The 25,413-nt window shown below is 67.5% G+C and carries 24 protein-coding genes and 1 tRNA gene; 17 read left to right on the top strand and 8 right to left on the bottom strand.

Features of this window, described 5'->3' with window-relative positions:
• Positions 1-248 precede the first annotated feature (248 nt).
• A complete protein-coding gene (locus tag ACMGDH_RS06575; RefSeq protein ID WP_436827098.1) occupies positions 249-890 on the top strand; it encodes a DUF4893 domain-containing protein in 642 nt (213 codons plus the stop codon).
• Positions 891-1,031: 141 nt separating this feature from the next.
• Here the strand turns inward: ACMGDH_RS06575 and ACMGDH_RS06570 are convergent, their stop codons facing one another.
• Entirely contained in the window at positions 1,032-1,526 is a 495-nt protein-coding gene (locus ACMGDH_RS06570; RefSeq protein ID WP_436827097.1) for a thermonuclease family protein, read from the bottom strand.
• 86 nt (positions 1,527-1,612) lie between these two features.
• On the opposite strand from ACMGDH_RS06570, the gene ACMGDH_RS06565 reads away from it, so the two are divergent.
• Positions 1,613-1,831, top strand: a complete 219-nt coding sequence (locus ACMGDH_RS06565) for a hypothetical protein (protein WP_436827096.1) — start codon at positions 1,613-1,615, stop codon at positions 1,829-1,831.
• Here ACMGDH_RS06565 and ACMGDH_RS06560 read toward each other — a convergent pair.
• Positions 1,821-3,884 (bottom strand): S9 family peptidase, encoded by a 2,064-nt coding sequence (locus tag ACMGDH_RS06560; RefSeq protein ID WP_436827095.1) that lies wholly within the window; start codon positions 3,882-3,884, stop codon positions 1,821-1,823. The genes ACMGDH_RS06565 and ACMGDH_RS06560 overlap by 11 nt on opposite strands.
• Before the next feature lie 292 nt (positions 3,885-4,176).
• Positions 4,177-5,265 carry a DSD1 family PLP-dependent enzyme gene (locus ACMGDH_RS06555; protein ID WP_436827094.1) on the bottom strand — a complete coding sequence of 363 codons (1,089 nt, stop codon included), beginning with the start codon at positions 5,263-5,265 and terminating at the stop codon, positions 4,177-4,179.
• Between the two features lie 60 nt (positions 5,266-5,325).
• On the opposite strand from ACMGDH_RS06555, the gene ACMGDH_RS06550 reads away from it, so the two are divergent.
• The 8 genes from ACMGDH_RS06550 to ACMGDH_RS06515 all read left to right on the top strand — a co-directional run bounded on the left by ACMGDH_RS06550 (position 5,326) and on the right by ACMGDH_RS06515 (position 11,461).
• Positions 5,326-7,122, top strand: a complete 1,797-nt coding sequence (locus tag ACMGDH_RS06550; RefSeq protein ID WP_436827093.1) for an aminopeptidase P family protein — start codon at positions 5,326-5,328, stop codon at positions 7,120-7,122.
• Positions 7,104-7,241: a hypothetical protein gene (locus ACMGDH_RS06545; protein WP_436827092.1), complete on the top strand. Its 138-nt coding sequence runs from the start codon at positions 7,104-7,106 to the stop codon at positions 7,239-7,241. Before ACMGDH_RS06550 ends, ACMGDH_RS06545 begins: the two co-directional genes overlap by 19 nt.
• A 203-nt stretch (positions 7,242-7,444) precedes the next feature.
• Positions 7,445-7,519, top strand: a tRNA-Thr gene (locus tag ACMGDH_RS06540).
• A 63-nt stretch (positions 7,520-7,582) separates the two neighbouring features.
• On the top strand, positions 7,583-8,695 hold the full coding sequence (locus ACMGDH_RS06535) for an S-(hydroxymethyl)glutathione dehydrogenase/class III alcohol dehydrogenase (protein WP_436827091.1): 1,113 nt from the start codon (positions 7,583-7,585) through the stop codon (positions 8,693-8,695).
• Between the two features lie 15 nt (positions 8,696-8,710).
• Complete coding sequence (locus ACMGDH_RS06530) at positions 8,711-9,112, top strand: VOC family protein (protein WP_436827090.1); 402 nt, start codon at positions 8,711-8,713, stop codon at positions 9,110-9,112.
• A 1-nt stretch (position 9,113) separates the two neighbouring features.
• Positions 9,114-9,953: an S-formylglutathione hydrolase gene (gene fghA, locus ACMGDH_RS06525; protein ID WP_436827089.1), complete on the top strand. Its 840-nt coding sequence runs from the start codon at positions 9,114-9,116 to the stop codon at positions 9,951-9,953.
• A gap of 76 nt (positions 9,954-10,029) precedes the next feature.
• A complete protein-coding gene (locus tag ACMGDH_RS06520; protein WP_436827088.1) occupies positions 10,030-10,956 on the top strand; it encodes a TraB/GumN family protein in 927 nt (308 codons plus the stop codon).
• Between the two features lie 19 nt (positions 10,957-10,975).
• Positions 10,976-11,461, top strand: a complete 486-nt coding sequence (locus ACMGDH_RS06515; protein WP_436827087.1) for a DUF1440 domain-containing protein — start codon at positions 10,976-10,978, stop codon at positions 11,459-11,461.
• A 242-nt stretch (positions 11,462-11,703) separates the two neighbouring features.
• On the opposite strand, the gene ACMGDH_RS06510 is transcribed toward ACMGDH_RS06515, so the two are convergent.
• Positions 11,704-12,465, bottom strand: coding sequence for an exonuclease domain-containing protein (locus tag ACMGDH_RS06510; protein ID WP_436827086.1), 762 nt, complete (start codon positions 12,463-12,465; stop codon positions 11,704-11,706).
• A gap of 123 nt (positions 12,466-12,588) precedes the next feature.
• Between ACMGDH_RS06510 and ACMGDH_RS06505 the strand changes: the two genes are divergently transcribed.
• The 4 genes from ACMGDH_RS06505 to ACMGDH_RS06490 all read left to right on the top strand — a co-directional run bounded on the left by ACMGDH_RS06505 (position 12,589) and on the right by ACMGDH_RS06490 (position 18,699).
• On the top strand, positions 12,589-13,251 hold the full coding sequence (locus ACMGDH_RS06505; RefSeq protein WP_436827085.1) for a DUF2490 domain-containing protein: 663 nt from the start codon (positions 12,589-12,591) through the stop codon (positions 13,249-13,251).
• A gap of 41 nt (positions 13,252-13,292) precedes the next feature.
• Positions 13,293-15,455 (top strand): primosomal protein N', encoded by a 2,163-nt coding sequence (locus ACMGDH_RS06500; RefSeq protein WP_436827084.1) that lies wholly within the window; start codon positions 13,293-13,295, stop codon positions 15,453-15,455.
• 86 nt (positions 15,456-15,541) lie between these two features.
• Positions 15,542-17,068, top strand: a complete 1,527-nt coding sequence (locus ACMGDH_RS06495; RefSeq protein ID WP_436827083.1) for a tetratricopeptide repeat protein — start codon at positions 15,542-15,544, stop codon at positions 17,066-17,068.
• 80 nt (positions 17,069-17,148) lie between these two features.
• Positions 17,149-18,699 (top strand): S1C family serine protease, encoded by a 1,551-nt coding sequence (locus ACMGDH_RS06490; RefSeq protein WP_436827082.1) that lies wholly within the window; start codon positions 17,149-17,151, stop codon positions 18,697-18,699.
• Positions 18,700-18,796: 97 nt separating this feature from the next.
• Here ACMGDH_RS06490 and ACMGDH_RS06485 read toward each other — a convergent pair whose 3' ends face one another.
• On the bottom strand, positions 18,797-19,267 hold the full coding sequence (locus ACMGDH_RS06485) for a DUF1203 domain-containing protein (RefSeq protein WP_436827081.1): 471 nt from the start codon (positions 19,265-19,267) through the stop codon (positions 18,797-18,799).
• Positions 19,264-20,304: a bifunctional DNA-binding transcriptional regulator/O6-methylguanine-DNA methyltransferase Ada gene (ada, locus tag ACMGDH_RS06480; RefSeq protein ID WP_436827080.1), complete on the bottom strand. Its 1,041-nt coding sequence runs from the start codon at positions 20,302-20,304 to the stop codon at positions 19,264-19,266. The genes ACMGDH_RS06485 and ada overlap by 4 nt, the downstream gene beginning before the upstream one ends.
• Before the next feature lie 115 nt (positions 20,305-20,419).
• On the opposite strand from ada, the gene ACMGDH_RS06475 reads away from it, so the two are divergent.
• From ACMGDH_RS06475 to ACMGDH_RS06465, 3 genes are all read left to right on the top strand, one after another.
• Positions 20,420-20,662, top strand: a complete 243-nt coding sequence (locus ACMGDH_RS06475; protein ID WP_436827079.1) for a hypothetical protein — start codon at positions 20,420-20,422, stop codon at positions 20,660-20,662.
• Between the two features lie 93 nt (positions 20,663-20,755).
• The gene (locus tag ACMGDH_RS06470; RefSeq protein WP_436827078.1) at positions 20,756-22,243 is read left to right on the top strand and encodes an MFS transporter; all 1,488 of its coding nucleotides are present in this window, start codon (positions 20,756-20,758) and stop codon (positions 22,241-22,243) included.
• Positions 22,240-23,880, top strand: coding sequence for a glycoside hydrolase family 43 protein (locus ACMGDH_RS06465; protein WP_436827077.1), 1,641 nt, complete (start codon positions 22,240-22,242; stop codon positions 23,878-23,880). The genes ACMGDH_RS06470 and ACMGDH_RS06465 overlap by 4 nt, the downstream gene beginning before the upstream one ends.
• Here the strand turns inward: ACMGDH_RS06465 and ACMGDH_RS06460 are convergent.
• Together ACMGDH_RS06460 and ACMGDH_RS06455 are read right to left on the bottom strand one after the other, a co-directional pair.
• Positions 23,877-24,317: a PilZ domain-containing protein gene (locus tag ACMGDH_RS06460; RefSeq protein WP_436827076.1), complete on the bottom strand. Its 441-nt coding sequence runs from the start codon at positions 24,315-24,317 to the stop codon at positions 23,877-23,879. The genes ACMGDH_RS06465 and ACMGDH_RS06460 overlap by 4 nt on opposite strands.
• A gap of 146 nt (positions 24,318-24,463) precedes the next feature.
• On the bottom strand, positions 24,464-25,375 hold the full coding sequence (locus tag ACMGDH_RS06455) for a 3-keto-disaccharide hydrolase (protein ID WP_436827075.1): 912 nt from the start codon (positions 25,373-25,375) through the stop codon (positions 24,464-24,466).
• Positions 25,376-25,413: the final 38 nt, after the last annotated feature.

Below are 25,413 nucleotides of genomic sequence, written 5' to 3'. Positions count from 1 at the left end.
CCGCCCATTGCCCCAGCGTATCCGGGGAGATGCGGCGCCGGCGGGTCCTGAACAGTGCAACCGGTCTTCCCCTACATCCGAGCGCGAGCGCGTCCGCCGCCATGGTTCCCCCGCCTATCTTTTGAGCGCCACGGTTCGTCGCATCCAGCCGCGTGTCGCCGCACTGCAACGAAAAATTTACCTTTCATTAACTACTCTCCGTCAGGATTTCCGCCATTCGGAATGCAAACGCGATCGGAGGGTGGCCTGTGTATCGGCGCATCGTGACGCTCAGCCTGTGTGCCTTGCTCGCAGCCTGCGCGGGCCGCGAAAAGAAAGTCCCCGAGATCGTGGTGGTCACGCCCGTGGAGGTGGTTCCGCTGTGGAAGACCACGATCAAGCCGGAGGACAGCCTGAGGCTCAACGGGTTGCCCGCGCATTGGGCCGTCCTGCACGGCAAGCTGCCGAAGAAGGTGCGGAATGCGCAAGGCGAGCTGGTCGACCCGCGGGCGGCACTCGATCACCCTGAGCTCACGCCGGGCGCCTATCGCTGCCGTGTGCTGCGGCTGCGCGCCGCCACCCGCGCCGCGACGGTGCGCAGCTCGACCTCCGGCTTCTGCCATGTGACGGCGAGCGAAGAGGGCTTCGGCTTCATCAAGCAGACCGGCGCCGATCCGGCAGCGGGCTATCTCTATCCGGACGGCAAGCGCTATGTCTTCCTGGGCGCACGCCAGCGCCGCGCGGGCGACAATTCGCTCGGCTATGGCACCGATCCGGCGCAGGATCTGGTGGGCGTTGCCGAGCGCGTCGGCGGGTTCCGCTGGCGGATCGCGGTGCCGGGCGCCGACGCGAGCCAGGTCCAGATTTACGAGCTCACCCCCGTCCCGGCCAACGAGCAGCCCAAGGGCTGAAGCGCTGTTTGGAAATGCGCGGAAGAGCGCATTTCTAAGCGGCACCGGCCCGCTCCCTCACCCGGCCTCCCATAGAATACTGGCGCTAGGTGGCCGGGTGGGGGAACGGGCCGGTGCCGCTTCAGCGAAGCTGAAAACGCCTCAGCACCAGGGCTGGCGCCGTCCCTCCCACGGGCGGGCGAGCCCTTCGTCGACCAGCTGCTCGCCGATCGATACGCCGCCGCGCGTGGCGATCCGCAGCTTGCGGCCGTAGCGATCGGTCTCGCGCTCAAGGCTCTCGAGCGTCACCGGGCCCTGGCTGAGCAATACCTGCAGCCGCCGCGTCGCCGCCTTGCCCAGCCGCGCCTCGCGGGCGCAGCGGGGCGGATGCGTCTCGGGTGCGTCGATGTCGGCAAGGCGGATGCGCTCGCCCTGCATCCAGAAAGTGTCGCCGTCGACCACGCAATTGGTGCCGCCGCCGCTGTGGCACAGGCCGAACGCGATCGTCCGCGCCTCTGCGGACCGGCCGGGCCAGCCGAGCCCGGTGCTCCCCGAGGCGACGACAAGCCCTGCGCTCGTGCCGCCCAGCAGCATGATCGCGACCGCGCGAATCCAGCTGCGCCCGGCGCGCCTCCACGCGCTCCTTCGCGATCCCATCTACGCCTTACTCCTACTGGCTGGTTTTGGTCCGATCCGGATCAGCTTGTCTCCGGATCGGACGTGGCGCGCGCTAGGCTGCGCCGATGGCAGACAAGCCTTCTTCCCCGATCGAATATGCCTGCGCGCGCTGCGGCGGCATCGCCGTCACCCGCGACGCCTGGGCCGAATGGAACGTCGCGCGGCAGCGCTGGACGTTGTGCGAAGTCTTCGATTTCGCCTTCTGCCACCAATGCGCTCGCGCGACCCAGCTCGTCGAGCGGCCCGCGGGTACGGCACCGCCCGCGCCCGATCCTAGTCCCTGATCCCGAGCTGCCAGAGCACGAACGCCATTTCGTCCGCGGCTTCCTTCAGGCTCTCCCACCGGCCGGATTTGCCGCCGTGCCCCGCGCCCATGTTGGTCTTGAGGACGAGCAGATTGTCGTCGGTCTTGGTCGCGCGCAGCTTGGCCGCCCATTTGGCGGGCTCCCAATAAGTCACGCGCGGATCGTTGAGGCCGCCCGAGATGAACATCGGCGGATAGGCCTGCGGGCGCACATTGTCGTAGGGGCTGTACGAGCGGATCAGCTGGAACGCCTCGGGGTCCTCCACCGGATTGCCCCATTCGGGCCATTCGCCAGGGGTGAGCGGCAGGCTCTCGTCGAGCATCGTGTTGAGCACGTCGACGAAGGGCACGTCGGCGACGACCACGCCCCACAGATCGGGGTCCGAATTCACCACCGCGCCCATCAGCTCGCCGCCGGCCGAGCGGCCCGCGATCGCGATCCCGCCTTTGTGGGTATAGCCGCGGTCGATCAGCCCCTTGGCCACGTCGACGAAGTCGTTGAAGGTGTTGGCGCGCTTCTCGAGCTTGCCGTCCTTGTACCATTGCTGGCCCAGGTCGTCGCCGCCACGGATGTGCGCGATCGCGAAGGCCATGCCGCGGTCGAGGAACGACATGCGGCTGGTCGAGAAGCCCGGCGGGATCGCATAGCCATAAGCGCCATAGGCATAGAGATAGAGCTTGCCCGAGCCGTCGCGCGGGAAGTCCTTCGGGTAGACTATCGAGACGGGCACCTCGGTGCCGTCACGCGCGGCGACGGTCAGCCGTTCGGTGCGGTATTTGGACGCATCATAGCCGCTTGGGATTTCCTGCACCTTGAGCGTCTCGAGCGCTCCGGTCGCGACGTGATAGTCGTAGACCGTTCCCGGCGTGATCATCGACTCATAATCCAGCCGCAGCTTGTCGACGGCATATTCGGGATTGTCGCCGAGTCCCGCGACATGGCTCGCCTCGGGGAACTCGAGCCGCACCGGTGGGGTGGCGGGATCGTAGCGGTGGAGCTCGATCTGATCGAGCCCGTCGAGCCGCCCCTCGACGATGAAGAAATCGGCGAAGCAGGTCACCCCGGTCATATAGAAATGCTTCGAGGGGCCGATCCGCTCGCTCCATTCGCCGGGATTATCGATCGGCGCCGTCACCAGCCGGAACTGCGGGTCGATATCGTTGGTGTGGATGAAGAGCGTGCCGTCGTGCTCGTCGACGTCATATTCGCGACCCGGCTTGCGCGGGCTGACGCAGACGAGCGGGGCGGCCGGATTGTCGGCGGGGAGCAGGTAGACTTCGCTGGTCACATGGTCGCCGGTCGAGATCAGCAGCCATTTGCGCGACTGAGTCTCGCCCACCGCGACGCGATAGCCTTCGTCGGCCTCGCGGTAGAGCTCGATGTCCGCCTCGACCGGCTCGCCGAGCTTGTGCCAGCGCGCATTGTCGGTGCGCCAGTTCTCGTTGGCCAGGCCGTAGAGGAAGCCCTTCGAATCGGCGGTCCAGACGATTTCGGAGAGCATGCCGGGGATCGTGTCCGGCAGCATCTCGCCGGTCTCGAGGTCCTTGACCCGCACCTCGAAACGTTCCGAACCATTGTCGTCCACGGCATAGGCGAGGAAGCGACCGTCCGGGCTCACGCTCAGCGCGCCGAGGCGGAAATATTCCTTGCCCGCCGCGAGCGAAGGTTCGTCGAGGATCAGCTGGTCGTCTCCGCCCGCGACCGGCTTGCGCCACCAGCGCGGATATTCGCCGCCGGTCTCGTAATCGGTCCAGTAGAGCCAGTCGCCGTCCTTCTGCGGCACGGTCGATTCGTCTTCCTTGATCCGCCCGCGCATCTCCTTGAACAGCTGCCCGGACAGCGGCTTCATCGGCGCGATCGCCGCTTCGAAATAGGCGTTCTCCGCCTCGAGATAGGCGAGGACGTCCTTGTCCTTCACTTCCGGATAGGACGGGTCCTTGAGCCAGGCCCAGGGGTCCTCGACCGTGGTGCCGTGACGGGTGAAGCTGTGCGGACGAGTCGCCGCGACGGGCGGCTTGGGAAGATCGGTCATCGCGCCCGTCTAGGGTCTGTACCCAATACCCGCAACGGCCGGGATCGCCCGGAGAAGTGGGCAGGCAAGGAGCGACGCGCAGCGCGGACCGGTGCGTCCGTGCAAGCGGTGCGACGCAGTCCTGCGCGCTTCTCCGGGCGACCGCGAAGCGGCGGACGGATTTTGGCGCAGGGCAGCGTCGCGAGCCAAGGGTTCCTTGGGGTCACGATGGCACCGCATCGCTCCCTCCTCGTTCCTCCCCCTGCGCCAAAATCCGCTCCGTCACGGCCATTGCGGGTATTGGGTACAGACCCTAGGACGAACGTCCCCTTGCTGTCACCGGCCACATGTCGACGATCGTCGCGCCTTCGACGATCGCATAGCAATCATAGAGGTTGACCGTCGGGTCGCAGTGCGGCGGCACCAGCGTCACGCGCGCGGCGAGGCCGGGCAGTGCGTCGCCGATCAGTGCACCCTGCTCGTCGCCCATGAAGGTGTAGCGAGCGCCCGGGGCGCCGGCATGCACCACCGGCACGCCCGCATCGGTCGCGAATGCCTTTAGCCCCGCGTCGACTGTCACCATCCCCGGCGTGTTGACGCTGATCACGCTAGCATCGACGAACAGCGCCTGCTCGAACGCCGGTCCGGCCAGCTCGCAATCGCGATATTCGCGGTCGAGGAAGACATAGCTCCCCACCTGCAGCTCGGTAAGCACGCCCAGCTCGGCATCGATCGCGAAGCTGCCGGTGCCGCCGCCGGTGACGATCGGCACGGCGTGCCCCGCCGCGGCCAGCGCCGAGAGCACGGTGCGCAGAAACTTGGTCTTCTCGGCAATCGCCGCGCGCCGCCCGGCGAGCGTGGCGATATGCTGCTCGGACCCGCAATAATATTGCACACCTCCCAGGCGCAGGTCCGCCGCAGCGATCGCCTCCGCGAGCGCGACGGCTGCGTCGGGCGAAGTCACGCCCGTCCGGTGCTTCCCCGGATCGACGTCGATGAACACCGCGGCCTCCGTCCCGGCCAGCGCACGCACATTGTCGGGATGATCCGCGACCACCGAGAGCCGGATGCGCGCCGCCAGCGCCTTCAGCCGCGCGATCCTGCCCGAAGTCACCACCGGCGAAGTGAGGTGGATGTCGTCGATGCCCTCGGCCGCCAGCGCCTCGGCCTCGGCCAGCTTGGCGCAGCACACCCCCACCGCTCCCGCCGCGATCTGCCGCCGGGCGATCTCGGCGCTCTTGTGCGTCTTGGCGTGCGGGCGCAGCGCCAATCCCCGCGCCCCGGCCCATTCGGCCATGGCGGCGATATTGCGGTCGAGCGCCGCCGTGTCGAGCACGAGCGCAGGGGTCGGGAGGTCGCTGCGGGGAAAGGGCTGGAACATCGGCGGGACATAGCGCCGCATGTGACTTTTGCCGAATATCGGAGCAAAGCAGCCCCCAAACTCAACGGAATAGAGTCGCTTATGTCCAGCTACGCCGATCGCCTCCACGCCCTTCGCGACCAGTTGAAGCGCGACCGTCTCGACGGCTTCGTCGTCCCGCTCACCGACGAGCATATGTCCGAATATGTCGGAGGCTATGCCCAGCGCCTCGGCTGGCTCACGGGATTCCAGGGCTCGGCGGGCACCGCGGTGGTGCTGCCCGAAGCGGCGGCGATCTTCACCGACGGGCGCTACACGCTCCAGGTGCGCCAGCAGGTCTCGGCCGATCATTGGCAATATGTCGGCGTGCCCGCGACCAGCGTCGCCGACTGGCTGATCGAGCATGCCCCCGACGGCGGCCGCATCGGCTATGATCCCTGGCTCCACACCCGCACCTGGGTGGAGGAAGCGCGCAAGGCGCTCGCCGAGAAGGGCGCCGAGCTGGTGCCGGTGACGCGCAACCCGATCGACGCCGTTTGGGACGACCGCCCCGCGCCGAGCGACGCCGTGCTCGCGGTCCAGCCCGACGATGCCGCGGGCAAATCCTCTCCCGCCAAGCGCGCCGACATCGCCGACTGGCTCCACGAGCGGAAGGCCGACGCCGTCGTGCTCGCCGCGCTCGATTCGATCGCCTGGGCGTTCAACATCCGCGGGGCGGACGTCGCGCACACGCCGGTCGCGCTCGCCTATGCCATCGTCAACGCCGACGGCACCGCCGATCTGTTCGTCGCGCCCGGCAAGCTCACCGATCAGGTCCGCCAGCACCTGGGCAACGCCGTGCGCGTCCATGATCGCGCCGCCTTCGCGCCTGCGCTCGGGAAGTTCGCCGGCAAGCGCGTCGCCGCCGATCCGGGCAGCGCCGTTTCCGCGATCTTCGACGCGCTCGAAGCCGGCGGCGCCAAGGTGCTCGGCGTCCGCGATCCCGTGGTGCTCGCCAAGGCGATCAAGAACCCGGCGGAGATCGCCGGGCACAAGGCGGCGCAGGCGCGCGACGGCGCGGCGCTGGTGCGCTTCCTCAAATGGTTCGAGGAGACTGCGCCCGGCGGCGGCCTCACCGAAAGGTCCGCCGCCGACAAGCTCCGCGAGTTCCGCGAGGCGACCGGCGCGCTCAAGGACCTGAGCTTCGACACCATCTCCGCCACCGGGCCCAACGGCGCGATCCCGCACTACAAGGTGACCCCGGAATCGAGCCTGCCCATCGAGCGCGGTCAGCTCTACCTCGTCGATTCGGGCGGCCAGTATGGCGACGGCACCACCGACGTGACGCGCGTCATGCCGGTGGGCGAAGCGAGCGACGAGATGAAGGACCGCTTCACCCGCGTGCTCAAGGGGCACATCGGCATCGCCACCGCGATCTTCCCGGACGGCACCACCGGCGCCCAGCTCGACAGCTTCGCACGCGCGCCGCTATGGGAAGTCGGGCTCGATTACGGCCATGGCACCGGCCACGGCGTCGGCGCCTATCTCTCGGTGCACGAAGGGCCGCAGCGGATCGCCCAGCCCTTCTATCCGGGCGGGCAGAGCCTGGAGCCGCTGCGTGCCGGCATGTTCCTCTCGAACGAGCCGGGCTACTACAAGGCCGGCGAGTACGGCATCCGCATCGAGAACCTCGTCCTCATCGTTCCGGCGGAGATCCCGGGTGCCGAGCAGCCGATGCTGACGTTCGAGACGCTGACCTTCGCGCCGATCGAGCGAACGCTAATTAAACCATCCCTGTTGACCAAGAAGGAACGCGATTGGGTCAATCTCTATCACGCGCGGGTGCTGGAGGTGGTCGGCCCGCAACTGGGTGAGGAAGAGATGCGATGGCTGGAGGCGAAATGCGCGCCAATCGGCTGATGTGGTTCGCGGCGGGCGCCGTGACGATGGCGATGTATCTTCAGGGTCCGCACGCCATCTGGGACAGCGCCTATCAGCTGGCCGAGTCCGCCGCCTTCTGGTTTGCCGCCACGATCTGAGGATCATTGCCGTCGCGCTCGGCCGCGGCAATCTCGCGGGATTGCGCCTTGCGCTTCCGCAGATTGGCCCGCAGCGCCTCGGCGAGCCGGGCCTGTTTATCGCTATCGGTCATACGATTGCGATAAACCCATGCCGTGCGGGTTGACAATCGGAGACACCCAAGCACATAGGCGCCTCCCGCCCGGCTCCCCAGCCGGCGAGTGCTGCCGTAGCTCAGTGGTAGAGCGCATCCTTGGTAAGGCTGAGGTCGTGAGTTCAATCCTCACCGGCAGCACCATTTTCCCTCCTTGCAAGCCGCCCCGGGTTCCCCGATCAGGCGCCTGAGCAAGGAGACAGCCCCATGAAGACCCGCGCCGCAGTCGCGTTCGAAGCGAAGCAGCCGCTCGAGATCGTCGAGCTCGACCTCGAAGGCCCCAAGCCGGGCGAAGTGCTGGTCGAGATCATGGCGACCGGCATCTGCCATACCGACGCCTATACGCTCGACGGATTCGATTCGGAGGGCATCTTCCCGTCGGTGCTCGGGCATGAGGGCGCGGGCGTGGTCCGCGAAGTGGGTGCCGGCGTCACCAGCGTGAAGCCCGGCGATCACGTGATCCCGCTCTACACCCCCGAGTGCCGCCAGTGTAAATCGTGCCTCTCGGGCAAGACCAACCTGTGCACCGCGATCCGCGCGACGCAGGGCAAGGGGCTGATGCCCGACGGCACCACCCGCTTCAGCTACAAGGGGCAGCCGATCTACCATTACATGGGCTGCTCGACCTTCTCGAACTTCACCGTGCTGCCCGAGATCGCCGTGGCGAAGATCCGCGAGGACGCGCCCTTCGAGACCAGCTGCTACATCGGCTGCGGCGTCACGACCGGCGTGGGCGCAGTGGTCAACACCGCCAAGGTTCAGGTCGGCGAGAAGGTGGTGGTGTTCGGCCTGGGCGGCATCGGCCTCAACGTCATCCAGGGCGCCCGAATGGTCGGCGCGGACGTGATCGTCGGCGTCGACATCAACCCCGATCGCGAGGAGTGGGGCCGCAAGTTCGGCATGACGCATTTCATCAACGGCAAGGGCAAGAGCCGCGAGGACGTGATCGCCGAGGTGCTCGCGCTCACCGACGGCGGCGCCGACTACAGCTTCGACGCCACCGGCAACACCGAAGTGATGCGCACCGCATTGGAATGCTGCCACCGCGGCTGGGGCGAATCGATCATCATCGGCGTGGCCGAGGCGGGCAAGGAGATCGCCACCCGCCCCTTCCAGCTGGTCACCGGCCGCGTGTGGAAGGGCACGGCGTTCGGCGGTGCCAGGGGCCGGACCGACGTGCCGAAGATCGTCGACTGGTACATGAACGGCAAGATCGCGATCGACCCGATGATCACCCATGTCCTCAGCCTCGAGGAGATCAACAAGGGCTTCGATCTGATGCACGCGGGCGAGAGCATCCGCAGCGTGGTGGTGTATTAGAGAGAGAGGGAAGCCATGTTCAATCACATCATGGTCGGCTCCAACGACCTCGACCGGTCCAGGAAGTTCTACAATGCGGTGCTGGGCACGCTCGGCTTCACCGGCGAGCCCTTCCGCGACGTTGCGAAGAGCGGCCATGCGCGGCTGTTCTATCGGCACAACGGCGGGACCTTCTGCATCTCCGAACCGATCGACGGCGGCGCGGCGACGTGCGCGAACGGCGCCACGATCGGCTTCAAGTGCGACTCGCCCGAGCAGGTGAAGGCGTTCCACGACGCCGGTGTGGCCAATGGGGGGACCTCGATCGAGGACCCGCCCGGGCCGCGCGATGGCGGCGCCCTGGGGCCAATGCACCTTTCCTATCTGCGCGATCCCGACGGGAACAAGCTCTGCGCGATTCATCGGCCGGCGGCCTGACATGACCGTGGAGGCCGTCTCGGCGAACCGCAGCCACGGCGGCACCCAGGGCGTGTACCGACATGCCTCGGCAGCCACTGGCACCGACATGGTCTTTTCGGCCTTCGTGCCCGAGCATGCTCCGGGGACAAAGCTGCCGGTGCTCTGGTATCTCTCGGGGCTCACCTGCACGCATGCCAATGTCACCGAGAAAGGCGAATACCGGCAGGCATGCGCCGCGCATGGGGTGATCCTGGTGGCGCCCGACACCAGCCCGCGCGGCGAGGGCGTACCCGACGACGAGGCCTATGACTTCGGCCAGGGCGCCGGCTTCTACGTCGATGCCACGCAGGAGCCCTGGTCGCGTCATTTCCGGATGCGGACCTATGTCGAGCAGGAGCTGCCTGCGCTGATCGCGGCCGAATTCCCAATGGCGGACACGGATCGCCAGGGGATCACCGGTCATTCGATGGGCGGGCACGGCGCGCTCACCGTGGCCCTGCGCAATCCGCAGCGCTTCCGCTCGGTCTCGGCCTTCTCGCCGATCGTCGCGCCGAGCGTAGTCCCCTGGGGCGAGAAGGCGCTCGCTGGCTATCTGGGCGAGGACCGCGCTGTGTGGCGCGACCATGATGCCTGCGCGCTGATCCTCGGCGGCGCGCGGGTCCCCGAGCTGCTGGTCGATGTCGGCGATGCCGACCCGTTCCTCCACGAGCAGCTCCGCCCCGAGCTGCTCCGTGCCGCATGCGACGCCGCGGGCATCCCGCTGACGCTGCGCCTCCAGTCCGGCTATGATCACAGCTATTATTTCGTCTCGACCTTCCTCGCGGAGCATGTCGCCTGGCATGCGGCCCGGCTGGGCTAATCGGCCGGTAACGCTCGCGCACCATCATCCAGGCTGCTAGCATTCGCAGCGTTTTCCATCCGGAGGGGCCGAATTGATGACCGTCAAGTTCCTGCAGCGCACCATGGCCGTACTTGCACTGGCGCTCACATCCGCTGCGCACGCCCAGACCGCGGCGCCGCAGGCGGCCCCTGCCCCCGCCGCTGCTCCCACGCAGGACGCCGATCCGGCGCTCTGGGTGGTCAAGGATGCCGACACCACCATCTATCTCTTCGGCACCGTCCATGTGCTCAAGCCGGGCCTGAGCTGGTTCGACGAGGCAGTGAAGACGGCGTTCGACAAGAGCGACGAGCTGGTGCTCGAGATGGTCGAGCCAGATCCGCAGACGATGCAGGGCCTCGTCATGCAGATGGCGCTCGACACGAAGGGGCCGGCGCTCAGCGAGAAGCTGCCCGCCGACAAGCGCGATGCCTTTGCCAAGGCGGCGACCGACGTGGGCATCCCGAGCGCGGCGATGGACCGTTTCGATCCGTGGTTCGCCGCAGTCACCCTCACCGTCGCCGGCCTCCCCAAGCTCGGCTACGACCCCGGGAGCGGCGCCGAGAGCGTGCTTTCCGCCGCGGCCAAAAGCGCGGGCAAGCCCGTGACCGGGCTGGAGACGCCCGAGCAGCAGCTCGGCTATTTCGACGCGCTTCCCGAGGCGCTCCAGGTCAAGTTCCTCGTCTCGACGATCGACGATTTCCCCAAGATGGGAAGCGAGCTCGAGAAGATGGTCACGAGCTGGTCGACGGGGAATCCCACGGCGCTTGCCGAGGCGATGAACGAAGGCATGCGCGACACGCCCGAGGTGGCCAAAGTGCTACTCACCGATCGCAACATCCGCTGGGCCGACTGGATCGCGAAGCGGCTCGACAAGCCGGGCACCGTGTTCGTCGCGGTGGGGGCCGGCCATCTTGCCGGGGCCGACAGCGTTCAGGTGCAGCTCGAAAAGCGCAAGCTGACCGCCACGCGCATCGAATATTGAGCTGGAGCGTCCGTGGCGCATGGCTAGCGAACCCCGTCCTTTCCTCGGCCTGCTGGCGGGCGTCGCCGCCGGGCTGGTGGCGTCTGCGGCGATGGCTGCCTTCCAGTCGCGAGCGAAGAATCTGCTTCCCGAGGAGGACGAGGCTGCCGATCCCGCAACGGTGAAGGCGGCGGACGCAGCGAGCGAGGCGCTGATCGGCGATCCCGTGCCCGAGCCCTATCGCGAGAAGGCGGGCATGGCGGTCCATTACATCGTCGGCGGCGTGCTGGGCGGCATCTATGGCGTGCTCGCCGAATATCGGCCGGAGGCGCGTTCGGGCTTCGGCAGCGCCTATGGCATCGCCACCGCCGCGCTGCTCGACGAGGCCGTAGTACCCGCAGCAGGGCTCGCCCCGCCGCCGGAGGACGCGTCGCTCGCCAGCCACGCCTATGGCGCCGCCTCGCATCTCCTCTACGGCTGGGTGCTCGAAGGCATGCGGACGCTGATCGCCGGCCGGCGCGGCTAGGCTGTATCCACATTCGGTTTTCCCTCCCCGCCAGGGCAAGGCGGGGCAATAGCATATGGAAATTCCGTTTGCCCTGAGCTTGTCGAAGGGCTTTTTTTTCTTCGCCGCGAGCGCCAGCCGGAAGAAGGGACGTCCTTCGACAAGCTCAGGACGAACGGAGACTTTGCCGAATCCCTTCCCGGACTGGCAACACATTCCATATGCAATTGCCCCCTATAAGCAGGCGGGAATGCCGATGCGGTCTAAAGGAGCAGCTGTTCCTGCGCGGGCGTGCGGCGCGCGCCGCCGCCGGTGCGCCGGGCATATTCCTGCTCGGCGGTGTAGCGAACGTCGGGGTCGCGATCGGACAGGAAGGCGTGGAGCGAATCTTCGTCGATCTCGCTCCATTCCTTGCCGCGGTCGGGGCCGAAGCGGACGCGCGGCAGCAGCCCCGGCTCGCGCGACCATTGAATGAGCTGCGCGACGCTGGCTTCGTTGAGCATGTCGCGCAAATGATGCGCGGTCACATAGGCGTCGGGAAAGGCGCGGTGCGCCGGCAGGCCGCGCTCGTGCACCAGGCCTTCGGGCTTGCGCCAATAGCGGAGCATCTGGTTCGAAAAGCCCGGCGAGCTCGGCCACAGCCGCATCGCGCACTTCCAGGTGCAGATCCAGTCGGCGCCGCGCGTCAGCGACGAGGTGCAATATTGCTGCTCGAAATCGGCGCGATGCGCAGCAAGGGCGACGCGGCGCGGCCAGGGATCGAGGATCGGCCGCGCGACATCGTGCCACCAAGGCGCGTCGGCCACGTCCTCGTCGCGGATGTGATGGATCGCCATGGTGAGCGGCGGAATCTGCCGGCCGGGATTGACCAGCCGGTTGCCGCCCTCGCCCTCCAGCTCCCACCGGCCGTCGGGCTGGAGCGCGACATCCTGCCAGCCGATCTCGCACACACCGTGCGCGGGAGGCGCCTGGCCGGTGGTTTCGAGGTCGATTACGCGGATGATCGATGGGGGCGACGATGCCATCGTCGCTATTTGGGCGCTGCGGCGCCGGGATGCCACCCCTTCCCGTGTTTCTACAGTGTTACAACCGCATGGCATTGTGATAGGGCGCGCGCCAATCGACTCATAGTTCAGAGAAGGGCGCGGATGCTGCGCGTTGCACTGATTGCCCCGGCGTTCGCCGCGATGCTGCTCATGCCGGGCGCTGCGCATGCGCAGGAGACCGACGAGCAGCTGTGGCTGCAGACCAATGCCAATGTCGCGCTGAGCGACGACACGCGGATCACCCTGGAGGGAATCGCGCGGTTCAGCGACCGCCAGGACGGACTGTTCCACACCGAGATCGGCGGCATCGTCAGCCACAAGCTTTCGAAGCATGTCGAGATCGGCCTCGGCTATCGTCATGTCAGCGGCCACGGCGGCAATACTGCTGACGACGAGGATCGCCTGCGCCAGCATGTCGTGCTGACCTACGGCAGAGTCACCGGGCGCCTGCGCGTCGACGAACGTTTCCACCCGGACGGCGACGAGATCGGTTTCCGTATCCGGCCGCTCGTCCGCTACAACCACCCCGTCGGCAAGAACACCGCCGTGTTCGTGAGCCATGAGAGCTTCTTCATGGCCAACAGCACCGATTGGGGCCAGCGTGCCGGCTATGACCGGATGCGCAACATCATCGGCGTGGCGGTCCCGATCGCCGAGGGCGTGTCCTCCGACATCGGTTATCTCAACCAATATCGCTTCGCGCGGAACGGCGGCAGCGCGCAGATGGACCACGCGCTCTCGATCCAGTTGTCGCTTTCGCTCTGACGGGATTCCCCTCGCGGCCAAAATAGCCATATGACGGCGGCATGCGCGCCCGCGTCCTCGTCCTCCATCCTGCGCTCGGCCCCCTCGATTATCGCGTGCCCCAGGGCATGTCGGTCGAGCCCGGGTCGATCGTCGTCGTGCCGATCGGCCCACGCCAATATGCCGGGGTGGTGTGGGAGCCCGAGCGGATGCCCACCGAGGAAATCGGTGACAATCGCCTCCGTAACTTGATCGCGGTGGCGGACGCGCCGCCGGTTCCCGCTTCAGTGCGGCGGCTGATCGAATGGACGGCGGACTATTATCTCGCGCCGCCCTCCGCGGTGCTCGCGATGACGGTGCGCTCGACAGCCGCGTTCGAAGGCGCGCCGACGATCGTCGAATATCGCGCGACCGGCGCAGTGCCCGATCGGCTGACCCCGCAGCGCGAACAGGCGCTAGAGCGGATCGGCGAGCGCCAGGGGCTAGTGCGCGAGCTGGCGACGATTGCGGACGTATCCGAAGCCGTGATCCGCGGGCTGGTGAAGACCGGCGCGATCGAAGCCGTGACGGTGGACACCGACACCCCCTATCCGCTCCCCGATCCCGGCTTCGCCCCGCCCGAACTGAGCGCCGAGCAGGCGGCAGTCGCGCGGACGCTCCGTGACGCAGTCGAGCGCCACGAATTCAGCCCCTTTCTGCTCGACGGCGTCACCGGCTCGGGCAAGACCGAAGTCTATTTCGAAGCGATCGCCGCCGCGCTGGCGATGGGCCGACAGACGCTCGTGCTGCTTCCGGAGATCGCGCTTACCGAACCATTCCTCACCCGCTTCACCCAGCGCTTCGGATGCGAGCCGGTCGCCTGGCACTCGGGGCTTCGCACGTCGCAGCGCCGCCGCGCGTGGCGGGCGATCGCGCGCGGCGAGGCGATGGTCACCGTCGGCGCGCGATCGGCGCTATTCCTGCCTTATCCAAACCTGGGCCTGATCGTGGTCGACGAGGCGCACGAGACCAGCTTCAAGCAGGAGGAAGGCGTTCATTATCACGCGCGCGACGTGGCGGTGATGCGCGGGCTGTTCGAGCAATGCCCGGTGATCCTCGCTTCCGCCACGCCCGCGATCGAGACCCGCCATCAGGTCGAGCTCGGCCGCTACGCCGAGCTCAAGCTGCCCGGCCGCTACGGCGCCGCAGAGCTTCCCGACATCGAGGCGATCGACCTGATCAAGGAGCCGCCCGAGCGCGGCCGCTGGCTCTCGCCGCGGCTAGTGCTCGCCATAGACGCTGCGCTCGAACGCGGCGAGCAGTCGCTATTGTTTCTCAATAGGCGAGGCTATGCGCCGCTCACGCTCTGCCGCCATTGCGGGCACCGCTTCCAATGCCCGAACTGCACGGCCTGGATGGTCGAGCACCGGCTGATCCGCCGCCTCGCCTGCCATCACTGTGGCCACACCATTCCGACGCCCGGCGAATGCCCCGAGTGCAAGGAGACCGACTCGCTCGTCGCCTGCGGCCCCGGGGTCGAGCGGATCGCCGACGAAGTGGCCGCGCTGTGGCCCGATGCGCGCACGGCGATCGTCACGTCGGACACGCTCTGGTCGCCCGCCAAGGCCGCCGAGTTCGTGCAGCGGATGGAGCATGGCGCGATCGACATCGTCGTCGGCACCCAGCTTGTCACCAAGGGCTATCATTTCCCCAATTTGACGGTGGTGGGGGTGGTCGACGCCGACCTCGGGCTCGACGGCGGCGACCTGCGCGCGGCCGAGCGCACCTTCCAGCAGATCATGCAGGTCGCCGGGCGCGCGGGGCGCGGCGAGAAGCCCGGCCACGTCTTCATCCAGACCCATGCGCCCGAGGCACAGGTGATGCAGGCGCTGGTCTCGGGCGACGGCCCGGCTTTCTACGCGGCCGAGACCGAGGCACGGCGCGAGGCCGAGGCCCCGCCGTTCGGCCGCTACGCCGCGATCGTCGTCTCCAGCGAGGACAAGGGCGCCGCCGAGGAGACCGCGCGGATGATCGGCCGCGCCGCGCCGAAAGGTGACGACATCCACGTCTACGGCCCCGCCCCTGCCCCGCTCGCGATGCTGCGCGGCCGCCACCGCTTCCGCCTGCTGGTCCACGCCAGCCGCACCTTCGCAGTGCAGGACGCGATCCGTGGCTGGCTGGGCGGACTGGAGTGGAGCGCCAAGGTCCGCGTGGCGGTGGACGTGGATCCGTACAGCTTTCTCTGAAGCTTCCGGCGATGTCGGATTCCTACTATTCTCGCCCATCCGACTGAATTAGCCTGCCCGCCGGGGAAAGAGGGGGGCAGTTTCTGATGTTTCGCAAGCTCTTGGCGCTGGCGTTGTTCGCTGCCGCGCAACCGGCGCAGGCCGAGTGGCACGAAGCGAGCTCGAAGCATTTCATCGTCTATTCCGAGCAGAGGCCCGAAAAACTGCGCGTCTTCGCGGAAAAGCTGGAGCGCTTCGACAAGGCGATGCGCGTGCTGTGGAATCAGCCCGATCCGGAGATCGGGCCGGCCAATCGCGTCACGGTCTATGTCGTCGACGATGCTGCGGATGTCGGCCGGCTTTCGAAGATGCGCAACGTGGCGGGCGTGTATCAGAGCCGCGCCACCGGTCCGATCGCCTTCGTGCCACGGAACGCCGGCGCCGATGACTATGATCTCAGCGCTGTCGCCATCCTGTTCCACGAATATGCGCATCATTTCATGTACACGGCGTGGCCCCACGCGGCCTATCCGCGCTGGTTCATCGAAGGCTTTGCCGAATTCCATGCGACAACCCGGCTGGACAAGGACGGCAGCGTGGTCGTCGGCTATCCGCCGCTGTATCGCGCAGCGGGAATAATGCGAGGCAACCTGCCGCTCGAGCGGATGCTCGCCCCCGATACCGGCAAGCTGAGCCAGGACCAGCTGGAATCGCTCTACGGTCGCGGCTGGCTGCTCGCGCACTATATCCTGATCGAGGGTAGCCGCGGCGAACAGGGGATGGCCTATCTGAAGGCGATCAACGACGGCAAGCCGGCGCGCGAAGCTGCGCAGGCCGCCTTCGGCGAGTTGCGCACGCTCGATCGCGAGCTCGATCGCTATGCCCGCGGCAAATTAAGCGCGCGCAGGATCGCAGCGACCGTCATCACCCCTGCCCCGGTCACGCTGCGCCACCTGACGCCGGGCGAGGAGGCCTTCATGGAAGTCCGGCTCCGCTCGACCGCCGGCGTGGATAGCGAGACGGCGCCGCGTGTCTATGCCGCGGCGAAAAAGGCTGCCGCGTCCTTTCCCAAGGATGGCCTGGTCCAGCGCTGGTTCGCCGAGACTGCCTATGACGCGGGCGACTTGGTTGAGGCCGAAGCTGCCGCCGATCGCGCCATCGCTGCCGACCCCAAGCTGGTCGAGGCTTATTGCTACAAAGCCAGGGCACAAATGGCGCTGGCGCTCGGCAAGAAGGATTTCTCGGCCAATACCTGGAAAGCGATCCGCAAGACGATCATCGCGGCCAACAAGCTGGATCCCGAGGATCCCGAGCCGCTGATTCTCTATTTTCGCAGCTTCACCGATTCGGGCATGACACCGACGCCCACCGCGCGCGAGGGGCTCTACAAGGCCTTCGCGCTTGCCCCGTATGACTCGGATCTGCGCATGAACGCGGCGCTCGCCAAGCTGCGCGACGGCAAGCTCGATGAGGCGCGCGAGACGATCCGTCCCCTCGCGTTCAATCCGCACGGGGGCCCGATGGCGGAACACGCCTCGACTATCCTTGCCGCGATCGACAGCGGCGATGCGGCAGCGGCGCTCAAGGCAGCCGAGGGATCCAAGGAAGACGCCGGGGGGCCGGACGCGAGCTAGGATCTGTTCGATCCGCACCGCTTGAACCGTCGCGGCTTTTGCCCGAAAGCAGCGCGCCAACGATTTAGGGTCGAGTAGCGATGGTCCTGCGGTTGCTGATGCTGGTGGCGCTGGTGCTCGCATGGGCTGGGCCGGCGCGCGCCGACGACATCTCTGCGGCAGGGCGTGGCGTGGTGCGCATCGTCACGATCGCGGTGGTCGATGACGACGTGGTCGGCTTCGGCCATGGCAGCGGTTTTGCGGTGGCGCCCAACCGGATCGTCACCAACGCGCATGTCGTCGAGCTTGCCGATCGCTATCCCGACAACGTCGTGATCGGAATCGTGCCGTCGGAAGGCGACAAATCCTATCAGGGCCGGCTGATCGCGATCGACCAGCAGCGCGACCTGGCGCTGATCGAGTTCAGCGGCGTGCGCCTGCCGCCGCTCACGCTTTTCTCCGGGGCGCCCAGCGACGGCGATGCGCTGATCGCGCTCGGCTATCCGGGCAACGTCGATCTCGCCACTGCACGCTCGGCGGCGGACTTCATCACGCCCCAGTCCCCGGTGCGCTCGCAGGGCGGCTTTGCGGGCCCGCGCACATTGGAGGGGACCAATGTGTTGCTTCACACCGCCAGCATCGCCCGCGGCAATTCGGGCGGGCCGCTGCTCGATCGATGCGGCCGCGTGCTGGGCGTCAACTCGGCGATCACGCGCGCCGACGAAGGCGATTCGACGTTTGCGTTCGCGATAGCCGGCGCCGAACTCGCCGCCTTCCTGACAGAGGCACGACAGCCGATCGCTACCGTCGGCGTGCCCTGCATGAGCGTCGAGGAACAGCTCGCCGCCGAGCGCAGCGCCGAGGAGAAGGCGCGAATCGAGGCCGAGCAGCGCTCCCGGACCGCCGCCGCCCAGGCCGATGCCCAGCGCCGCGACGCGATCGCTCAGGCGCGCGCACGGAACGAGGCAGCGCGCGAGAACCACATGGCGATCGCCGCGCTGATGCTCGTGCTCGGGGGCGTCGCGCTCGCGGGCGGCGGGCTGCTGCTGTCGCGCAATCGCCAGCGCGAGGCGATCTGGGTCGCAGCGGGCGGCGTGGTGCTGATCCTCGGCGCGGCAGCTGTATTCCTTACGCGACCCAGCTTCGACGAATCGCGTGTCGTGCCGGTACCCGCGACGGGAACGCGCGCGACGGCCGGCACCGGAGCTCCGATCGCCGAGGCGCAGGGCAGGCTGCAGTGCACGCTGGTGCCCGAGCGCAGCCGCATCACCGTGACTGCAGTCGATCAGGTCATGCTCGACATCGGCGCCGACGGCTGCATCAACGGCCGCACCCAATATGCCGAAGCCGGCACGCGCTGGCAGCGCATCCTGGTGCCCGAGACCGAGCAGGAAGTGTCGCTGCTCGATTATGATCCGGCGAGCCGGACCTACACCAACACGCGCTACTTGCTCTCGGCGGCGCAGATGGATCGCGCGCGCCAGCTTCGTGCGGACGTTCCGCTCAAATCCTGCTCGGCCGACCAGACCGCGCGCGCGAACCTGGCGGCGCAGCAGCAGGCGCTACGCGCGGCGCTGCCGCCCGTCTATAACGAGAAGCTGGTCTATGCGTGCAGCCCCGCACCATCCGGCTCGCCAGCGGCAACTAAATGAACCTCCGTTCGCCCTGAGCTTGTCGAAGGGCGCTTGATCGGCACCTCCGTGCTTCGACAAGCTCAGCACGAACGGCGTGGGATTTGGTCGCAGGATTCTATGGCGTGCGATCCACCCGCGCGGCGAAGCATCCCCGGCGGGCGTTGTGGACCTGGAGGAACGCCACCGCAGGATCCGCGAAGAACTGCTCGATCAACGGCACCAGCTCGGTTCCGTCGATTACCTCGGCATTTGTCATCAAACTGTCACAATCAAAGGCTCGTACCGACAGGAGTCGAGACGTCAACGACACCGGTGCTTCGTCCTTAAACCGCGCTGGCGTCTCGGCACCCTCGCGCACGAAGATCGCGTGGCGCGAACGATAGGGATTGGCGGCGGGCAGATGCTCGTGGTTGAGCAGCAGCACCGTCTCGCCCGGCGCGGCATCCTCCAACGTCACGCGGCACGGAAAGCCGGGGTGGGCATCGACGAGCACCCGCATCACCTGTTCCGCGGCGAGCGCTTCGTCCGAAAGGCCGTAGAAGCGGAGGAAGGGTGCGGGATCGAGTCCCGTGATCACGAAGCTCATTCCTCGACTCCCTCGCGCCGGAGCAGGACGCGCTTGCGATCGACGCCATAGGCATAGCCGCCCATGCTGCCGTCGCTGCGCTGCGCGCGGTGGCAGGGGATCAGCACCGCGACGTGATTGGCGCCGCATGCGGTGCCGGCAGCGCGTACTGCATTGGGGTGGCCCACCGCCATCGCGAGCTGCGCATAGCTGCGCGTCTCGCCTGCCGGGATCGCGCGGAGCGCCTGCCACACGGCTTCCTGGAACGCCGTGCCCTGGACGTCGAGCGGCAGATCGGCGTCGCGGCCGGGAGACTCCACCTCCGCCACCACCCGCTCAGCCAGGCTCTCGAGCGCTGTCCCGCCCTGGACGATCTCCGCCGCCGGGAAACGCCGCGCGAGATCGATCGCATCCTCGTCGAAGGCGACACGGCAGATTCCCTTGTCGGTTGCAGCGATCAGCAGCGGGCCGAGACTCGTCGACGCGACCGTCCAGCGGATGGTCACGCCCGCACCGCCGCGCTTCCAGGCGCTGGGAGTCATGCCCAGTCGCGCATTAGCGGTTTCGTAGAAGCGGCTCGGAGCCGAATAGCCCGCCTCATATATGGCTTCGGTCACGGTATCCTCCTCGGTCAAAGCAGTGGCGGCGCGGCGCGCGCGCAGCCCCCGCGCATAGGCGGCCGGCGTCACGCCGGTGGCGCGCTTGAACAGCCGATGGAAATGGTGTGGCGCATAGCCGACGCGCTCGGCGAGCTCGTCCAGGCCCAACGGGTCCTCGGCTGCCTCGATCAGCGCGACGGCTTCGGCCACCGCGACGCGGTCCCGGCCGACTTCGTCGGGCTTGCACCGCAGGCACGGGCGAAATCCCGCTGCGCGCGCCGTCTCGGCATCGGCATAGAAGATCACGTTCTCGCGTTTCGGGCGCCGTGCGGGACAGCTCGGCTTGCAGTAGATGCCGGTGGTGGTGACCGCGCCTATCACGCGCCCGTCATAGGCGCGGTCGCGGGCCTCGAAGGCTTGCCAGGCGCGTTCGTCGCTGATGGTCGGTTCGATCGTCATGGGGATGATATAGGCCCGGCGCCCGCGCGCCACATCCCGCGACTTGCGGTCAAAGCGAGAGAGACGGAACCGGCGGAACAGCGGCTCGTTCGGCGAACACGAAGGAGTAAGGAAAATGGCTCGATCCGCCCGCGGGACGGCCCGAATTCAGCTGGCGAACCGGCGCATCTCCATCGGCGCTGTAGCAGCCGGCGCGCTCGCCGTGGGAGCGCTGGCGACGGGAGCGATGGCGATCGGCGCGCTGGCGATCGCCAGGCTCGCCATCCGCAAGGCGCGGATCGGCGCGCTGAAGATCGACACGCTCGACATCGGGGAACTCCGCATCGCCGAGGGCCAGCCGGCCGCCACCCAGCCCTGAGACGCCGCTTCCTTCGCTTGCGTTCCGGTCGACTTCCCGCCACCGTTACCGCTAACAGAATCGCGCACGGGCGCGGTTGAGCGGGAGAGGGCGATGGGCTTCTGGCAACGCACGCGCGCGCTGCGATGGTGGATCATCGCGATCGTGATGCTCGGCACGATCATCAACTATCTCGTGCGCCAGACCTTGGGGGTGGTCGTCGCCACGCCCGAATTCCAGGCCGACGTGCCGATGACCAAGGAGCAGTATAGCTGGGTCACCGGCGTGTTTCAGGCGTTCATCATGCTCCAGCCGGTGGTGGGGTACATCCTCGATCGCATTGGCCTGCGCACCGGCATGGCGCTGTTCGCCACTGCTTGGGGCGTGCTGACCTTCGCGCATGGCTGGGTGACGAGCTGGCAGTGGCTAGCCGTGCTGCGCGGCGCGCTGGGCTTCGCGGAGGGCACCTCGCACACCGCCGGGCTCAAGGTCGTCTCCGAATGGTTTCCGGCGCGCGAACGCGGGTTGGCCGGCGGCATCTATAATCTCGGCGCCTCGGCGGGGATCGCCTTGGCCGGGCCGATCGTCGCGATCGCGATCGTCTGGTGGAACTGGCGCGCGGCCTTCTACGTAGCCGGGGCGCTCGCGCTGCTCTGGGTGGTGCTGTGGCTCCGCTATTATCGCAGCCCCGAGGCGCATCGGACCGTCTCTGCGGAGGAGCTTGCGCTGATCCGATCGGGGCAGGAGGCGCATGTCCAGGCGACTGGTGCCAGGCCCGCGGTGCTGTCGCTGCTCGGGCGTCGAAACTTCTGGGGCATCGCCCTGCCCCGCTTCCTGGCGGATCCGACCTGGGCGACGCTCACCTTCTGGCTACCGCTCTATCTGAGCGAAGTTCGCGGCTTCAACCTTGGCGAATTGGCTATCGCAGTGGTGCTGCCCTTTGTCGCGGCCGATATCGGCTGCCTGTTCGGGCCGGCGCTGGTGCTCTGGCTCGAACGCCGCGGTATCGCATTGATCGACGCGCGTCGCTGGACCTTTACCCTCGGCGCGCTGATGATGACGAGCATGATCTTCGTCGGCGGCGTGACAAGTCCGTACATGGCGGTCGCGCTGCTCAGCATCGGCGCCTTCGCCCACCAGACCCTGTCGGTCACTTGCATCACCATGGCGAGCGACCTGTTCCCGAAGAACGAAGTCGGCACCGTGGCCGGCATGGCCGGGACGATGGCCAATCTGGGCGTGCTGATCTTCACCCTGCTGATCGGCGCGCTGGTCGTGCGGATCGGCTACGATCCGTTCTTCATCGCACTGGGCGTATTCGATCTGGTTGCGGCGGCCCTGCTGTGGACTCTGGTGCGCAAGCCCGGCGAGAAGCAGGGACGCGAGAGCGGATGGATTCCGATCCTGCTGGGCGCGATCCTGGCCGGCGGGCTGACGCTGTTCTACGCGAGCAGCCTGGCTCCGGTGCCGTGCGGCGCGTTCACCAGCTTCAGTGCGTGCGAGGTGCCCATCGCGATGCGGGGCATCTGGGGCTTCGGGCTGGCGCTCGCGCTGCTCGGCATCGTCATCGAAATCCGCGCCCGGAGGAACCGGCCCCAATGATCCGCAATCCCATCCTTCCCGGCTTCAACCCGGATCCTTCGATCTGCCGCGTCGGCGACGATTACTACATCGCGACCTCGACCTTCGAATGGTATCCCGGCGTCCAGATCCACCACTCGCGCGACCTCGCCAACTGGCGGTTCGTCACACGCCCGCTGCGCCGCCCCGCCCAGCTCGACATGCGCGGCGATCCGGACAGCTGCGGCGTCTGGGCGCCCGACTTGACGCACGACGGCGAGCGATTCTGGCTGATCTACACCGATGTGAAGCGCTACGGCCGCACCACGGTGGGCGGCGCCTCGGGCGCGAGCCTGCGCGACTTCCACAATTATCTGGTGACCTGCGACACCATCGACGGCGACTGGTCCGATCCCGTCCACCTCAATTCGAGCGGGTTCGATCCCTCGCTATTCCACGACGAGGACGGGCGCAAATATGTGCTCAACCAGCTTTGGGACCACCGCCCGGGCCGCAACCGCTTCGCGGGGATCGTGCTGCAGGAATATTCGCTCGAGCAGGGCCGGCTGGTCGGCGAGCGCCACAATATCTTCCCGGGCACCGCGCTCGGCCTCACCGAGGCACCGCATCTCTACAGGCGCAATGGCTGGTATTATCTGATCACTGCAGAAGGCGGCACCGGCTGGAACCACGCCGTCACCATGGCGCGCGCGCGCACCCTGACCGGGCCCTACGAGCTGCATCCGGACACCTACATCCTCAGCTCCCGCACCCGTCCCGACGCCCCGCTGATGCGCGCGGGCCATGCCGATCTGGTCGAGACGCCCGAGGGGCAGGTCTGGATGGCTTATCTGTGCGGCCGCCCGCTCCCCAACCGCGGCCGCTGCGTGCTCGGGCGCGAGACGGCGATCCAGCCAATGCGCTGGGGCGACGACGACTGGCTCTACACCGAGGACGCGAGCGGCGTGCCCGTGATCGAAGCGCCGTCGCTCCCCGGCGGCGCCTCCCCGGCGCGCGAAACTGCTATCCGCCATGATTTCGACGGCGCCGAGCTGCCGCTGGATTTCCAGTGGCTGCGCACGCCCGAGCCCGATCGGATCTTCAGCCTTTCCGAACGCCCCGGACATCTGCGCCTCTACGGCCGCGAGACGATCGGAAGCCTCTTCACCCAGGCGCTGGTCGCGCGGCGGCAACAGGATTTCTGCTATTCGGCCGCCTGCGCAATGGAGTTCGACCCCGAGCATTTTCAGCAGGCGGCAGGGCTCGTCGCTTATTACAACGCATCCAAATTCCATTACCTCCACGTCAGCCACGACGCGGAGACCGGACGGCACATCCGGGTGATGTCGGCGCTTCCCGATTCACCACAGGCGGACGCCTTCACTGCGCCGATCCCCTTGCCCCCCGGCCGGATCGAGCTCCGCATCGAAATGGATTTCGAGCGGCTGCGCTTCGCCTTCCGCGTCGAGGGGGAGCGAGACTGGACCTGGCTGCCCGAGCAGTTCGACGCCAGCATCCTCTCGGACGAGGCGAGCGCTCCTGGGCTACCCAATTTCACCGGCGCGTTCGTCGGGATGGCGTGCCAGGACATGGCGGGCACCGGACGTCCCGCCGATTTCGACTGGTTCGAATATCGCGAGCGCGCCTTCGCGCCCGACCCGACGACGCTGAACTTCTAGGCGTCGCCGTCGCGCGCGCCGGCTGCGCCGAGGCGGCGCGGCTCGGGCTGCGGCTCGGGTTCTTCGTCTTCGACCACCCTCAGGCCCACGCCGAACTTGGCCTCGATCTCTGCCACCACGTCCCGCTGCCCGCGGAAGGCGCGTTCCATCTTCGAGCGGGGCAGCGGCATCAGGAACTCGCAGCCGTGCCGGTCGCCGTCGCGCCACACCACCTTCGCCTCACGCGCGCCTGCGCCCGAAAGCCCCACCGACACCAAAGTCCCCGCAGGAAATTCGACCTGGGCGATGAACATGAAACCGGTACGCGAGAAATTGTCGACGACCACGTCGATCGGGCTGCCGTCCATGCCGCGAAGCGTCGTCCGGCTGCCGACAGTGAAGCGCACCGCGCCGCGCTCGTCGACTTCGCCCAATACTTCGAGTCTCGCGACCAGCACTACACGCCCCCCAAACTTTTCAACCGGAGCTTAGGGCCAGAGCGTTAAAGGAAGGATAATGGACGGCCCCGGTCCGCCGTGCCCATGGCCCGTCCGGGCGCGTTTATTGCAGAATCGTTTCTGCCGTTACGACGCGGAGCCGCCGTTCAGCGCACGATCAGCCGCGGCATCGCGGCGATCGGCTCGATCCGGATGTCGCGGAAGAAAGTCTCCGCGCCTTCGGACTGGAGCTGGATGCGGCCGCGGGTGAGCGGCGTGCGCTTACCGTCGGCTCCGATCCTGGCAAGGCCGGTCAGCTCCATCACCGGCACACCGTTGACGACATAGATCCCGCGGTCGCCCACTGCGTAGAGGTCGAGCCGGTTCCACTTCCCCACCGGCTTCTCCGCGTCTCGCGCAGCTTCGACGTTCCAGTCGGGATTGCCATTGTTGCTCAGGTCGATCGCCCGCCCGCCAATACGGAAACGCCGGTGCGGATAGATGATCGCCTTGTCCTGCGCCGCCTGCGTGCGGATGCGGATCTCGTCGCCCACGGGCACGACCATTCCGGTCGAGCCGCGCATGATCTCGAACTCGACCGCGCGCATCCAGGTGCCCCAGACGGCGCCCGGCTCGCCGTGCGAGTGGAAGAGCAGGCCGTTGTTCTGCGGCTCGGTTAGGCGCGGCGCAAAGACCTCGTCTCCCCATTTGAATTCGAGGCTCAGATGATAGTCCGCGAAATCGCGCTTGTGGACCAGGCTGCCCCAGGTCCTGCCCTCCACCCGCAGCGCCGGGGCGCCGTCCTCGGTGACAACGCTGAAGGTGGCGTTCGCATCGGCCCCGGTGCCCAGCGGGGCGACGGCCGGTCGGCGATAGGTGAGCGCGGGATCCGCATAGCCGAGCCACGGCTCCCAATCGGCCAGATCGCGTCCGTTGAACAACGAAACCGCAGGGCCGGTCGGGCTGGGGACGTCCACCAGCGCAAGCGTCTGCGGGCCCGCTGGCGGGTCGCCAGCGATCGCGGCGGCCTCGGCCGCGGTCTGCGCCATAGCCGGTCCTGCCGCCATCAAACCGGCCACCAGAACTCCCAACGCAATGTACCGCATCCCCACCTCCG

This window comes from Sphingomonas radicis (assembly GCF_051400635.1).
Lineage (GTDB): Bacteria > Pseudomonadota > Alphaproteobacteria > Sphingomonadales > Sphingomonadaceae > Sphingomonas.
This window is presented reverse-complemented; position numbering and strand designations above follow the sequence as displayed.

What these genes read in the sequence shown, in the direction of transcription:
- ACMGDH_RS06570 (WP_436827097.1), bottom strand. Translation starts at nt 1,526, where the DNA reads ATGGGATCGCGAAGGAGCGCGTGGAGGCGCGCCGGGCGCAGCTGGATT.
- ACMGDH_RS06565 (WP_436827096.1), top strand. Translation starts at nt 1,613, where the DNA reads ATGGCAGACAAGCCTTCTTCCCCGATCGAATATGCCTGCGCGCGCTGC.
- ACMGDH_RS06560 (WP_436827095.1), bottom strand. Translation starts at nt 3,884, where the DNA reads ATGACCGATCTTCCCAAGCCGCCCGTCGCGGCGACTCGTCCGCACAGC.
- ACMGDH_RS06555 (WP_436827094.1), bottom strand. Translation starts at nt 5,265, where the DNA reads ATGCGGCGCTATGTCCCGCCGATGTTCCAGCCCTTTCCCCGCAGCGAC.
- ACMGDH_RS06550 (WP_436827093.1), top strand. Translation starts at nt 5,326, where the DNA reads ATGTCCAGCTACGCCGATCGCCTCCACGCCCTTCGCGACCAGTTGAAG.
- ACMGDH_RS06545 (WP_436827092.1), top strand. Translation starts at nt 7,104, where the DNA reads ATGCGCGCCAATCGGCTGATGTGGTTCGCGGCGGGCGCCGTGACGATG.
- ACMGDH_RS06535 (WP_436827091.1), top strand. Translation starts at nt 7,583, where the DNA reads ATGAAGACCCGCGCCGCAGTCGCGTTCGAAGCGAAGCAGCCGCTCGAG.
- ACMGDH_RS06530 (WP_436827090.1), top strand. Translation starts at nt 8,711, where the DNA reads ATGTTCAATCACATCATGGTCGGCTCCAACGACCTCGACCGGTCCAGG.
- fghA (WP_436827089.1), top strand. Translation starts at nt 9,114, where the DNA reads ATGACCGTGGAGGCCGTCTCGGCGAACCGCAGCCACGGCGGCACCCAG.
- ACMGDH_RS06520 (WP_436827088.1), top strand. Translation starts at nt 10,030, where the DNA reads ATGACCGTCAAGTTCCTGCAGCGCACCATGGCCGTACTTGCACTGGCG.
- ACMGDH_RS06515 (WP_436827087.1), top strand. Translation starts at nt 10,976, where the DNA reads ATGGCTAGCGAACCCCGTCCTTTCCTCGGCCTGCTGGCGGGCGTCGCC.
- ACMGDH_RS06510 (WP_436827086.1), bottom strand. Translation starts at nt 12,465, where the DNA reads ATGGCATCGTCGCCCCCATCGATCATCCGCGTAATCGACCTCGAAACC.
- ACMGDH_RS06505 (WP_436827085.1), top strand. Translation starts at nt 12,589, where the DNA reads ATGCTGCGCGTTGCACTGATTGCCCCGGCGTTCGCCGCGATGCTGCTC.
- ACMGDH_RS06500 (WP_436827084.1), top strand. Translation starts at nt 13,293, where the DNA reads ATGCGCGCCCGCGTCCTCGTCCTCCATCCTGCGCTCGGCCCCCTCGAT.
- ACMGDH_RS06495 (WP_436827083.1), top strand. Translation starts at nt 15,542, where the DNA reads ATGTTTCGCAAGCTCTTGGCGCTGGCGTTGTTCGCTGCCGCGCAACCG.
- ACMGDH_RS06490 (WP_436827082.1), top strand. Translation starts at nt 17,149, where the DNA reads ATGGTCCTGCGGTTGCTGATGCTGGTGGCGCTGGTGCTCGCATGGGCT.
- ACMGDH_RS06485 (WP_436827081.1), bottom strand. Translation starts at nt 19,267, where the DNA reads ATGAGCTTCGTGATCACGGGACTCGATCCCGCACCCTTCCTCCGCTTC.
- ada (WP_436827080.1), bottom strand. Translation starts at nt 20,304, where the DNA reads ATGACGATCGAACCGACCATCAGCGACGAACGCGCCTGGCAAGCCTTC.
- ACMGDH_RS06475 (WP_436827079.1), top strand. Translation starts at nt 20,420, where the DNA reads ATGGCTCGATCCGCCCGCGGGACGGCCCGAATTCAGCTGGCGAACCGG.
- ACMGDH_RS06470 (WP_436827078.1), top strand. Translation starts at nt 20,756, where the DNA reads ATGGGCTTCTGGCAACGCACGCGCGCGCTGCGATGGTGGATCATCGCG.
- ACMGDH_RS06465 (WP_436827077.1), top strand. Translation starts at nt 22,240, where the DNA reads ATGATCCGCAATCCCATCCTTCCCGGCTTCAACCCGGATCCTTCGATC.